The 12329-nt window shown below is 62.7% G+C and carries 12 protein-coding genes; 1 reads left to right on the top strand and 11 read right to left on the bottom strand.

Annotated features, from left to right (window positions below; all coding sequences use genetic code 11):
- Positions 1-135: 135 nt before the first annotated feature.
- Positions 136-1464, top strand: a complete 1329-nt coding sequence (locus NP503_RS13630) for a dicarboxylate/amino acid:cation symporter (protein ID WP_127270823.1) — start codon at positions 136-138, stop codon at positions 1462-1464.
- A gap of 69 nt (positions 1465-1533) precedes the next feature.
- On the opposite strand, the gene NP503_RS13625 is transcribed toward NP503_RS13630, so the two are convergent.
- The 11 genes from NP503_RS13625 to NP503_RS13575 all read right to left on the bottom strand — a co-directional run bounded on the left by NP503_RS13625 (position 1534) and on the right by NP503_RS13575 (position 12326).
- Positions 1534-2562 (bottom strand): ROK family protein, encoded by a 1029-nt coding sequence (locus NP503_RS13625; RefSeq protein ID WP_127270821.1) that lies wholly within the window; start codon positions 2560-2562, stop codon positions 1534-1536.
- Positions 2559-3281 (bottom strand): ribulose-phosphate 3-epimerase, encoded by a 723-nt coding sequence (locus NP503_RS13620; protein ID WP_127272187.1) that lies wholly within the window; start codon positions 3279-3281, stop codon positions 2559-2561. Before NP503_RS13620 ends, NP503_RS13625 begins: the two co-directional genes overlap by 4 nt.
- The gene (locus NP503_RS13615) at positions 3278-4111 is read right to left on the bottom strand and encodes an alpha/beta fold hydrolase (RefSeq protein ID WP_127272188.1); all 834 of its coding nucleotides are present in this window, start codon (positions 4109-4111) and stop codon (positions 3278-3280) included. Before NP503_RS13615 ends, NP503_RS13620 begins: the two co-directional genes overlap by 4 nt.
- Positions 4111-4929 (bottom strand): sugar phosphate isomerase/epimerase, encoded by an 819-nt coding sequence (locus tag NP503_RS13610; RefSeq protein WP_127266564.1) that lies wholly within the window; start codon positions 4927-4929, stop codon positions 4111-4113. The genes NP503_RS13615 and NP503_RS13610 overlap by 1 nt, the downstream gene beginning before the upstream one ends.
- Positions 4929-6005 (bottom strand): Gfo/Idh/MocA family protein, encoded by a 1077-nt coding sequence (locus tag NP503_RS13605; protein WP_127266565.1) that lies wholly within the window; start codon positions 6003-6005, stop codon positions 4929-4931. Before NP503_RS13605 ends, NP503_RS13610 begins: the two co-directional genes overlap by 1 nt.
- A gap of 11 nt (positions 6006-6016) precedes the next feature.
- Positions 6017-6838 (bottom strand): sugar phosphate isomerase/epimerase, encoded by an 822-nt coding sequence (locus NP503_RS13600; RefSeq protein WP_127266566.1) that lies wholly within the window; start codon positions 6836-6838, stop codon positions 6017-6019.
- 63 nt (positions 6839-6901) lie between these two features.
- Positions 6902-7744 carry a carbohydrate ABC transporter permease gene (locus tag NP503_RS13595; protein ID WP_127266567.1) on the bottom strand — a complete coding sequence of 281 codons (843 nt, stop codon included), beginning with the start codon at positions 7742-7744 and terminating at the stop codon, positions 6902-6904.
- Positions 7745-7749: 5 nt separating this feature from the next.
- On the bottom strand, positions 7750-8646 hold the full coding sequence (locus NP503_RS13590) for a carbohydrate ABC transporter permease (RefSeq protein WP_023808791.1): 897 nt from the start codon (positions 8644-8646) through the stop codon (positions 7750-7752).
- A 137-nt stretch (positions 8647-8783) separates the two neighbouring features.
- The gene (locus NP503_RS13585) at positions 8784-10031 is read right to left on the bottom strand and encodes a sugar ABC transporter substrate-binding protein (RefSeq protein WP_127266568.1); all 1248 of its coding nucleotides are present in this window, start codon (positions 10029-10031) and stop codon (positions 8784-8786) included.
- 110 nt (positions 10032-10141) lie between these two features.
- Complete coding sequence (locus NP503_RS13580; protein WP_127266569.1) at positions 10142-11287, bottom strand: ABC transporter ATP-binding protein; 1146 nt, start codon at positions 11285-11287, stop codon at positions 10142-10144.
- 88 nt (positions 11288-11375) lie between these two features.
- On the bottom strand, positions 11376-12326 hold the full coding sequence (locus NP503_RS13575) for a PfkB family carbohydrate kinase (protein ID WP_127266570.1): 951 nt from the start codon (positions 12324-12326) through the stop codon (positions 11376-11378).
- Between the last annotated feature and the right edge of the window lie 3 nt (positions 12327-12329).

Genomic DNA, 12329 nt, shown 5'->3' with positions numbered 1-12329 from the left:
GAAATCCCGTGGTTCCGGCCTTTCCGCGAACTGGCACAGCGCTTGCAAAACTCCCTGGCAGCGGCGTGCGACCGGAGCGCCGCGATGGGAGAAGTCACGCAGGGCGCTCCGCCCCATCCGGCCAGGGAGAGTTCGATGCACATCGCAGACCATTCAGGCGCGTCTTCCGCGCAGCGCAAGCCTTTCTATGCCCAACTCTACGTGCAGGTGCTCGTCGCGATCACCGTCGGCATCCTGCTCGGCCATTTCTATCCGTCGGTCGGCGAGAGCATGAAGCCGCTCGGCGACGCCTTCATCAAGCTGGTCAAGATGATCATCGCCCCCGTCATTTTCCTGACCGTGACTACGGGCATTGCCGGCATGAGCGACCTGCAGAAGGTCGGGCGTGTCGCCGGCAAGGCGATGCTCTATTTTCTCACCTTTTCGACGCTGGCTCTGATCATCGGCCTTGTCGTCGCCAATGTCGTGCAGCCGGGCGCCGGCTTCAACATCGACCCGGCGACGCTCGACGCCTCGACCATCAGCAATTACGCCGCCAAGGCGCACGACCAGTCGGTCACCGGGTTCCTGATGAACATCATCCCGTCGACCATCGTCGGCGCCTTCGCCGACGGCGACATCCTGCAGGTGCTGTTCTTCTCGGTGCTGTTCGGCATCGCGCTGGCGTTGGTCGGCGACAAGGGCACGCCCGTGCTCAATTTCCTGCAGGCGCTGACGACACCGATCTTCAAGCTGGTCAGCGTGCTGATGAAGGCGGCCCCCATTGGTGCCTTCGGCGCGATGGCCTTCACCATCGGCAAATACGGCATCGGCGCGGTGATCAATCTCGCTATGCTGGTCGGCACCTTCTACGTGACGTCGTTCCTGTTCGTGTTCGTCGTGCTTGGCGCGGTCTGCCGCTACAACGGGTTCTCCATCCTGTCGCTGATCCGCTATATCAAGGAAGAGCTGCTTTTGGTGCTGGGCACCTCCTCATCGGAAGCCGCCCTGCCCTCGCTGATGGAAAAGATGGAGAAGGCCGGCGCCAAGCGCTCGGTCGTCGGCCTGGTCATCCCAACCGGCTATTCCTTCAACCTCGACGGCACCAACATCTACATGACGCTGGCGGCGCTGTTCATCGCACAGGCGACCAACATCCACCTGTCTATGGGTGACCAGATCCTGCTGCTGCTGGTGGCCATGCTTTCCTCCAAGGGTGCCGCCGGCATCACCGGGGCCGGCTTCATCACCCTTGCCGCGACGCTGTCGGTGGTTCCGGCGGTGCCGGTCGCCGGCATGGCGCTGATCCTCGGCGTCGACCGCTTCATGTCGGAGTGCCGGGCGTTGACCAACTTCGTCGGCAATGCTGTCGCCACGCTGGTGGTGGCTCGCTGGGAAGGCGAACTCGACAAGGCCAAGCTGGCCAGAGCGCTGGCGGGCACGGCCGACGATAGCCTGCCGGCGGACGTTGTTCCCGCCGAGTAATGACGCGCGGTCAATGCGTAAAAGGCCGGAGGCGTGCTGCCTCTGGCCTTTGTCATGCAGGTCGCAACGTCAGACCGTGCCGGTCTTGCTCAGCGGCGTGTCCGGAAACGTGCTTGGGCCGACAGGCATGCGGGCTGCCAAAGTGCCCCCGTCGTCGAACAGCACAAGGCTGGCGGCGCCGACGAGCCCGGCATGGCGGCCAAGCTGGGCCTGAACGACCGGCACGTCGCGATAGGCGCGCATGGCCCGTTGCCTGATGGTCGCCTCGATGGTCGGCAGCATCAGATCGAGCCCATTGGCGATGCCACCGCCGACGACCAGCACATCGGGCGAATAGAGATGCAGGAGATTGGTGAAGCCAACGCCCAGCCAGCGCGCTTCCTCCTCCAGCAAGGCCGAGGCAAGAGCGTCCTGCAGCCGTGCCGCCTCGACGACATGGCGGCCGGTCACCTCCGCGTCCGCTGACAAGCGTCGCAAGGTAGAGCCGTCTCCGGCTGCCGTGGCGGCGCTGGCGCGGCGGCCAAGTGCCGTTCCCGACGCGATGGCCTCGAAGCAGCCAACGACACCGCATACGCAGCGCTCGCCTTCATTGGTGATGGTCATGTGACCGATCTCGGCTGCAAGGCCACGGCGGCCATGCAGGATGCGCCCGTCGACGACGACACCGCCGCCGATGCCGGTCGAAACCGTGACAAAGACCAGCGAGCGAGCGCCATGACCGGCGCCGAAGCGCCATTCGCCGAGCGCCGCGGCATTGGCGTCGTTCTCCAGCCGCACCGGCAGGCCGAGCCGCCGTTCCAGGATGTCGGCAAGCGGCACGTCCAGCCAGCCGGCGAGCGTCGGCGGGCCGACGGCGATGCCGGCCAGCGGATCGAGCGGCCCCGGTGCACCGACGCCGACGCCGACGACCGAAAGTGCCGGGGCCTCGGCATGGACTGTCGCCGCCAACGCCTCGATCTGGCCGATCACCACATCGGGACCGGCCAGCGCCTGCGTCGGCACCGCCGCGAATGCCAGGATCTTGCCGTCGCGGTCGACCAAGGCGGCGCGAAGCTCCGTCCCGCCAAGATCGATCGCAAGGGCGGCTTCTGATGTCATGCCGCGACCTTCAAGCCGTGCAGCCAGCCGATGCGGCCGGCGAGATCCTTGTCACCGAAGGCGAGCGAACCGAGAACCACGGTTTCGGCCCCGGCGGCACGCAGCAACGGCACGGTCTCGTGGCGGATGCCGCCATCGGCCGCCAGAACCACTTGCGCCTCGCGGCCGGCCTCTCTCAGGATGGCGCGGGCAGCGCCCAGCCTGTCGCAGGCCTTGTCCGACAGGCTCTGTCCCTTGACGCCGATTGCGGTTCCAAGAAGCGTCACGAAGGCGACTTCCGGGACGAAGGCCGTCACCGCTTCCACAGGCGTCTCCAGCCTGAGTACGACGCCGGCCTCGGCGCCGAGCTCCCGCGCCAGCCGCACGGCGCGCAATCCGGCTTCGCCATTCTCGGCATGGACGCTGATCATGTCGGCGCCGGCTTCGATGAACTGGCGCGTCTGCGCCTCGACGATTGCTTCATCGACCATCAGGTGGACATGGATGGGTTTCGCCGTCAGCCCTGCGATGCGGGCGACGAGATCGGGGAAGAACAGGAAGGACGGTGCGAAATGACCGTCCGCCACATCGATATGATGAAGATCGACATAGGGCTCGATGCGCTTCAAGTCGTTTTCGAAATTGGCGAGATTGGCCGACCAGAGCGAGAATTCGGCGATCATCCGGTCGCGCGGCAATGCGGCGATGGCGGCCGGGCCTGAGAGAGGTTTCGAGGTCATGACTGGTCCTGGTTGTTGAAATTCATGTCGAGAAAGTCCGCGATGGCGGCGCGAATTTCGGCGAAATGGCACTCCTTGTCGGTGGCCTTCGGCATCACCTCGGCAAAGGTCGCATTGGGGATGGCGTCGGCGAGGCTGCGGGCGGCGGCCAGCGGATGGACGAGATCGATGCCGCTGCCGATGACGAGCGTAGGGAACGCAAGGCTGGCGGCGGCTGCCCGCGTCACGCCAGGTCCATCCTCTGCGATCGCCTGCATCACCTCGGCGAAGACGGGCGCGTTTTCGCGCGCGAAGAAGCCGAGCAGGGAAGCAAGATTGTCCGGCGCTTCGGTGCGAAAGCGGGCGGCCGTCGCGGACGCCGCGAAGATATCTCGCGCCTGCGATAAAGGACGGCTGCGGATGAGCTCCGCCACTTCCACGTAAGGGCGCATGTTTTGCGGCGCCGCCTCGAAAGCCCAGGCAGGGCGCACAAGCACGAGACCGGCGACCCGGTCCGGGTGCCGGACGGCAAGCTGCAAGGCAATGGCCGCACCCATCGAGATGCCGCCGGCGACGAAACGGTCGAGGCCGGCCGCATCCGCGGCGGCCAGCACATCATCGGCGAACATCGCGATCGAAAACGGGCGCTTGCTACCGGCGCCGGAACCGCCCTGCGCGCGGCATTCGACGGTCAGCCGACGGTATGAAGGACCATCGGGAAAGTTCTGCGCGACCTGCGCTGCGTCACCGCCGAGGCCATGCTGGAAGACGACGGGAAGCCTGCCCTGCCCCGTGTCGAAGACACGAAGCGCTGCATCGTCGCGAAGCAGGATCGTCGGGGCGACGCCCATCAGAGGAGCCTTCGCAGAAAGGCGGCGACATCGGGGGCTTCGTCGGCGGACAGGCCGTGGGTGACAAGCGGTCCGTCGAAGCCCGCTGCCTTTAGCCGTGCAACAAAATCAGGAAAATCGACAATGCCTTGTCCTGATGTGGCAAAGCGACCGTCACCATGACGGTCCTTGGCATGCGCCATGGCGATGTGGCCGGCGGCCTCGTCGATCGCGGCGGCAACGATAGCGCGCGCCTCGCCGGGCGTGGCGTGTTCGAACAGGTTTGCCGGATCGAGCACGATCTTCAGATGCTTCGATCCCATCTCGGCGATCAGCCGGGTCGCATCCCTGGCCGAGGTGACGATGTTGGCCTGCTCAGGCTCGATGCCGAGATCGACACCGGCACCTTCGGCCAGCGCCAGCGCCTTCGCCATCTCGGCGGCCATGTCGGACCAGGCGGCCGGATCGGCATTGTCGGGATGATAGGCCCACTGATCGGCGGCGTTGCGCGAGCCGGTGCAGAGCGTGACCAGCGGGATGCCGAGGGCAGCAGCAGCCTCGATGACAACGGCGAGGCGCCTGAGGCCGTCGTCGCGCACGGCTTTGTCGGGATGCGCCATGTTGTAGGTGCCCGACAGTGCTGCGAGTGAAACGCCGTTCGACTGCGCGGCGGCACGGACGGAGGCGATGGCGTCCGCCGGCACAGCATCCGGCATCGACGGCAGGCCGGCACAGGCCAGATTGAACTGCGTCGTCTCATACCCAGCTTGCCGCACCGCAACCAGCACGGCGGCCGGATCGGTGCCGGCAAAGGTCTTGGCGAAAATGCCGAGACGCATCACACCGCCCCCGACACCGAGGCGAGTTCGACTCGCTCGCCTGATTCCACCGAACGCGCGATGGCGACCATGGCGCGGATCGAGGCGATGCCGTCCTCGACATTGGCGCCACGCATCGGCGTGCCGTTCAGCACCGTGTCGGCAAGACCTTCCAACTGGCGGCGGAAGAAATGGCCATCGGCGCCGAGCGGCTTGTGGGCCGTGGCGGTCTTCTCGTGAAATATCTCCACCTCGCTGGCGCGGAAGTACCAAGGGTTGAATGTCCTGGCGATAACGGAGCCGTTCTCGCCATAGAGCTGAAAACCTTCGTGCCAGTCCATGCGCACGGCAACCGTCAGGTCGAGATGGCCGAGCGCGCCGCTGGCGAACTCGGTTTCGACGAACCAGCAATAGGCGCCGAATTTCTCATTGAGGCGGGCGCGCACGGCGACGATATCGCCGCACAGGAAACGCGCCGTGTCGACGAGATGCGAGCCATGGGCCAGCATGAAGTATTGCCTGAGATCGGCCTTGGGATTTCCGGCTGGCTTCCTGGCTAGCCTGCTGGTGACGGGCAGCGGCTGCACGGCATCGGTGTTGGTGTAGCGATGGGTGGAATCGCAGTACCAGGCCTTCAGCGCCAGCACTTCGCCGATCTCGTCGCGAACGAAGTCGCGCGCGGTCTCCAGTGCCGGATCGAAGCGCTTCATGTGGCCGACCTGCAGGATCTTGCCCGAGCGCCTGACCGCTTCGGCCAGCGCCTCGCCCTCCTCGACCGAGGTGCCGATCGGCTTTTCACAGAGAACATGCTTGCCGGCGTTGAGCGCCCTGATCGACATCGGCACATGATAGGCGTCCGACGTGGCGACGATCACCGCTTCCAGCTCGGGATCGGCGAGCATTGCCTCATAGTCGGAATACATTTTCTGCGGTTCGTAAGTGGCGCCCATGCGCGCAAGCAGATCGGGTGCCGCGTCGCAGATGGCGTAGAGGTCGGCATTGCCGGCTTTCACGCAGGATTCCAGATGCGCGAACTGCGCGATGGGGCCGCAGCCGAGCACGCCGACCCTGAGGCGTCTGTCCTGTTTCTTGATCATCGTCTCGTTCTTCAGGCGCCGTAGCTGCGCATAGTCTGGCGGTTGGTCTTGACCGCGCCGGCAGGATCGGCGGCGGCCGTTTCGGATTCTTCCTCCAGCACCAGCCAGCCGTTGAAGCGCGGTGCGGTGTTGGCGATCTCGATGACCGCAGCCGTGGCGCAGACGCCCTTGCCGAGCATGGCCCAGGTACCGTTGGCATCGACGTCCTTGAGGTGGATGTAGCGGATGCGGTCGCGGTAGGTGCGCAGTGTATCGGACATGTCCTTGTGGCCGCGCAGGATATGGCCGGTATCCGGTACCCAGCCGACCAGGTCGGGGTCGAGCAAGGCAAAGATCGTGTCGTAGTCGGCGCGGTCGAACAGCAGCGTGTTGTGGTGGGAGCTAGGATGCAGGGCAACCTGGACGCCGGCCTTGCGTCCGAGTTCGCCGGCCTTGTTGTAAACCTCGGCGGCGATGGCGAACTTATCCTCGCGCGGGCCGTCGGACACCACCGTGGCCGAGCCCATCGATACCAGCGCATTCGGGAAGGCGGCGGCGAAATCGATCCAGCGCTTGGCGGTTTCGAGGTCGGCGCCGATCTCCTCCTTCAGCGTAAAACCACTGTTCGAGCCAAAGGCGAAGGAAACCAGCGTCAGCCCCGACGCCTTCAGCGCGGCGGCGAACTCCTCCGGCTTGTCGCCATAATGTCCGATCATGGTGTCGGTGATCTCGATGCCGGCATAGCCACCGTCAGAGATCGCCTTCAGCAGATCGTCGGGGCCGCCGGTGAACCGGTCTCCCAGCATTTCCCAGGTGAAGGTCTGGCAGCCGACTTTGAGCTCTTTCACGTTCATCCTTTCATTCCTTGGTATCGCCCATTGCTTGATGCCACCCTGCGTCGCCGTGGGATGGACATCCTACTTGACGGAGCCCGCGGTCATGCCGGCGAGGAAGTACCTCTGGGCAACGAGGTAGATGAGCAAGAGCGGTAGCGAGCCGAGCACACTCATCGCCATCATCTGGTTCCATTCGAAGGCGTGCTGACCCATCAACAATTGGATGCCGATCGGGACGGTGCGCATGGACGTTGACTTCGTCAGTGTCAGCGCAAAGAGAAATTCGTTCCAGCACAACAGGAAGGTGTAGACCGACGTCGCCACGATGCCAGGCAGTGAAATCGGGACGATCACCCGCCAAAGCGCTGTCCAACTGGTGCCGCCATCGACGGCCACGGCTTCATCGAGATCGCGGGGCAAGGTGTTCAGATATCCCGTCATCAGCAGGATCGCGTAGGGCAGCGTAAACACCAGATAAGTCAGGATCAGTGCGACATAGGTGTCGAAGATGCCGTATGAGACGACGAGCCCGAAGAAGGGGATCAAAAGTGTGATCGGCGGAATCGTCTGCGTGCTGATGATGATTGTGTTCAGGATGCCCTTGCCGCGGAAGTTGAAGCGGCTGAACCCGTAGGCCGCCAGCAGGGCGATCAGCACCGTCAGCACAGTCACCGCTCCCGCCACGAAATAGCTATTGAAGAAGAAGCGCAGCTTTACCGGGTCGCCAAGGATGGCTGCATACGCTTCCAGCGTGAAGGCCTTTGGCAGGATGGTTGGTGGCAGGGCAAAGATTTCGGTATTCGATTTGAACGAGCTGCTCAGCATCCAGTAGATCGGAAATGCCGCGAAAAAGAGCCCCGCTGCAAGCGCTACATGGAGCGCGACGGTGATCAGCCTGTCTTTCGGCGTATGCCTTTTCCTCATGATGACTACCGAGCCTTCTGATAGCGAATATAGAACAGCGTCAGGCCGAGAGAGATCAGCAAGATGACCACAGCGCTGGCTGAAGCCTGCGACAGGTTGTAGCTCGAAAACGCCAGCTTGTAGGTGTAGGTGCTGAGGACCTCGGTCGAGTAGATCGGGCCACCGCCCGTCGTTATCCAGATTAATGGGAAGACCTGCATGGTCCAGATGAAGTCGAGCAGCGAGATGCTGATGATGATCGGCATCAGCTGCGGAATGGTGATGAAGATCAGCTTCTGGTAGGCTTTCGCCCCGTCGATATCGGCAGCCTCGTAGAAATCCTTGGGAATGCCCTGCAAACCCGCGAGCAGGCTGACCATGAAGAGCGGATAGCCCGCCCAGATGTTGGCAAAGGTGACGGCGTGCAGCGCGGTCTCAGGCGAGGAAAACCATTCGACCTTGGAACCGATGATGCCGATTTGCATGAGAATGCTATTCACGACACCGTTCGGCTCAAGCAGCAGGCGCCAGATCACGGCGATAATCACCGCGGTGAACAGCCAAGGCAGTATATAGAGCACGCGCAGGATATTGCGCAGCGTCGGATTGATGCGGTCGCTGTTCAGCATGAGCGCGAAGGCCATGCCGATGGTCATGTGGAAAATGACACTCATGCATGTGAAGTAGAGCGTGTGCCACAGCGAAGCCCAGAACACGGGGTCGTCGAAGATCGCCTGGTAGTGTTTCAGTCCGGCAAAGGATGGGTCACGACGCAGCACCGCGCTGTTCTGGAACGAGTAGCCAATCACCGTCACCATCGGCAGCAGCATCAGAAGCCCGATTATGAGCAGCGAGGGCGACAGATAGAGGTAGGGTGCGACCGCTCGTTTGAGCTTGTGGTGAGAGCGCTTTTGCCGGGTCATGTGCCAACCTTGGGATACGCCTTCAAGAGAAGGTAAGCTTCAAAAACAGGTCCACTCAAATTGCCGATCCGTTGTTGCCGGGTGGCCTGCCCGAAGTCAGGCCACCCGGTCGAAGTCAGCAAACGGGAACAGGCCGATCAGAATTTCGCCATCCAGCCCTTCTGAGCGGCGGCGGCTGCTTGTTCCGGAGACTGCTCGCCGGCGAGCATCTTTTGGGCTTGCACGTCGAACTGGGTCATCAGGTCTTCTGCCACCGGCAGGCCCGTGAACTCATTGGCGAGATAACCGGTCTTGAAGATTTCAAAAGCCTTGCCGAAAGCCTTGTCCGAGGTCACGAAATCGGGCTTGGCGTTGACGTTGCCCGGGAAGGCGTTTGCAAGCGATACGAGCTTGGCGTTCACCTTTTCACTCATCACATATTGGACGAGTTTCCAGGCCTCTTCCTGATGTTTCGAGGCAGCAGAGATGCCGATGCCCCAGGAGGCATAGGGAAGGCCGCGCTTGCCGGTATAGTTTTCCACGACCGGGACCGGGATGAGGTCGAAGTTCAGCTTGGGATTGCGCTTGCGGATGAGGTTCACATGCGCGAGCGAGTCGATCATCATCCCGACGCGGTTGTTGACGAACTCCTCGACCTTTTCCTGCTCGGTCTTGGTGGCGATGCCGGGCGAGATGGTGCCGGCGTCGTTGAGAGATTTGACGAAGGTGAGCATATCCACCACCGGTTTGCCCTCAAGGTCCGGCTTGCCGTTCGCCATCATCGACTGACCCGAAGCCCAAACCCACGACATCATGTCGTTCTGAACGCCGGATGGCGTTTGCAGCGACAGGGGCAGCACCCAGCCATACTGATTCTTGTCGGCGATCGTCATCTTCTTGGCGGCTTCGAGAAACTCCGCACGGGTCGACGGCAGCTTGGTCACGCCTGCCTGGGCAGCAAGGTCCAAATTCACGAAGACCGGATAGACGAAGGAAGCCACGGGAAACATCACCGCCTTGCCGTCCACCTTGACGATGTCCGCGACCTGGCTCTTGTCGAAACCGCTCGCATCCATCATCGGATTCATGTCGGCGAGTGCGCTCTGCGCATTCAGATTGTTCACCCAGGCACCGTCGAGACCGACGACGTCGCTGAGCGTTCCGGTTGCAGCACCAACCGAGATCTGGTCACGCGTGGTCGCGTAGGGGCCGCTGACCAGCGTCACTTTGATTCCGGGATTTGCGGCCTCGAAGTCATCCATGATTGCCCTGAGCGAGCCGGCCGGCAATTCGGGCTCCCACCATTGGGTGAATTCCAGCGTCGTATCCGCCATGGCGCCGGTTGCGCCAAGCAACCATGCGGCCGCGGCTATTTTCAGCATCGCGGGTTTAATGCGAAACGTCATTTTCTCCTCCTTCTTTATATTCGCCCGCACAATGCGGCCGATCGTCTGATTATTCAGAAGTCTTCTTACGCAGGCGCCTCACCCTCACCCGCGGGTCTTATCGCTGATATTCAGATTGCCAGATGCGTCTCCGGGTCGAAGAAATGGAGCTTGGTATCATCCAGGGCCAACCTGATTTCCGAGCCGGAGCGGACCGTGCTGGTCGGTTCGAATTTCGCCACCGCATTCGACGCCAGGCCGAAATCCTGCACCGCGTCAGGGTCGCCGGAGTCCACCCGGACCGCGTCGATGTCGAGATGGACGATTTGTTCGGATCCAAGTTCTTCGATCGAGGTCACCTTTGCCGGTATCGTCTGATACTTGCGGCCGGATTCGAGGCTGCTGTCATAGAGATCCTCCGGTCGTATGCCGAACACGACCTTGCGCCCCGCATACGACTTCAAGCCCGGCCTGCGCACGAAGGCTGCATCCTGCAGCCGAATGGCCAGGGCGCCGGACATCAGTTCGTCGCCCGTCAGGGTCGCCTCGAAAAGGTTCATCGAAGGAGACCCGATGAAGCCGGCAACGAAGGCGTTCACCGGCGATTCATAGAGTCTCTTGGGTGTGTCGACCTGCTGCAGCACGCCGCCTTTCAACACCGCGACCCTGTCGCCCATCGTCATGGCTTCGGTTTGGTCGTGGGTCACATATATGGTCGTTACGCCGAGTTGCTTTTGCAGACTGGTGATTTCGGCGCGCATTTGAACACGCAGTTTCGCGTCCAGATTGGAAAGCGGTTCGTCCATGAGAAAGGCTGCCGGCTCGCGCACCATGGCGCGGCCCATGGCAACCCTTTGACGCTGTCCGCCTGAAAGGTTCGCGGGTTTGCTGTCCAGCAGAGACGTCAGTTGAAGGGTTTTGGCGATCTCGTCCACGCGCTTTTTGCGCTCGGCCTTCGGCTTGCCTGCCAGCCGCATCGAAAAGCCGATGTTTTCGAACACCGTCATATGCGGGTAGAGGGCGTAGCTCTGGAAGACCATCGCGATGTCGCGGTCCTTGGGCGGCATGTCGACGACGTCGACACCGCCGATCCGAAGGCTGCCGCTGGTGACGTCCTCCAATCCCGCGATCATCCGCAGCGCGGTGGATTTGCCACAGCCGGACGGCCCGACGAGAATCAAGAACTCACCGTCCTTGACCGACAGGTTCAATTGGTCGATTGCGTGAAAATTGTTCCCGTATGTCTTGCAGATATTTTCAAGAACGACTTCTGCCATATTCCTCCCTCCACAAGTCTAAGCCACTGATTTTTATGATTGTCCTCGGCTTACGTTCACCTGCGAAATTTTTCCTCGGATAGCTAGGCTATGTTCCAGTATCGAGCCGCGCATATTTCAGTTCGACTGCCGACGGCGCGTTTGTCGATGCCAGGAGTTGCTTGACCTGGTCGTCGGTCGGAAGCGCCTCGCGCCCGCCCCGCCCCGTTATCGAAACGGCCGCCGCCGCGGCCGCGAATGCGACCCGGCCTGCGGTTTCGGCCCCGCGTGTCAATGCCAGGGCATAGGCGCCATGAAAGCAGTCACCGGCGCCGGTCGAGTCGACGACGGCAACCCGGTGCGGAGGCAGGTGCCAGAGCCCTGTCTCGTCGCGTCCGCGATAGAAGACGCCCCTGCCGCCATCCGTCAGAACCACGGCGGACCGCGACGGCAACCACAATGCATCGAGTATCTCGGCCGGCGACTGGCGGCCGGTGGCGGTCCGCGCGAAGCCGAGCGGAAGAATGAGATGGTCGCAGAGCCCGATCAGTCTCTCGGTGGCCGGGCCGTGGCTCCATTCGACATCGCCGAGGATCGCAAGGCCGAGATCGCGAGCCCGAGCCACGACATCCAGCGACCCGATCCCGTAACTGTCGACGATCAGGACTGTCGCGCGGCTGAGAACCTCATCCGGAAAGTCCGGCGCGGTGCCCAGCATCGCTTCGTCGTCATACGCGATGAATCGCTCCCCATCCGAACCGACGGTGATCCGCGAGCGCACCGGGCGCGCGTGCGGGTGGCGCGGCGCAAACGCGGTTTCAACGCCGCTCGCAACGAGATCGCACAACACGGCGTCGTCGGCGGCACTGCCCAGCCATCCGACGAACCCGGCGCTTCCGCCGAGCCGCGCGACGGCGGCAAGTGCCGTCGCGACATTTCCCCCGAAAGCTCGGGCACTTTGCAGAACCTTCCCCTTGCCCGCCGACAACGGCTGATCGACATAGACGATGTCGTCGATCGCAATAGCTCCGAAGCCGAGGATTGAAGGGACGGCGGGCATGGT

This window comes from Mesorhizobium sp. SEMIA396 (assembly GCF_024518615.1).
Lineage (GTDB): Bacteria > Pseudomonadota > Alphaproteobacteria > Rhizobiales > Rhizobiaceae > Mesorhizobium.
Note: the sequence above shows the minus strand (reverse complement) of the source record. Positions and strands in the feature narration are given on the sequence as shown.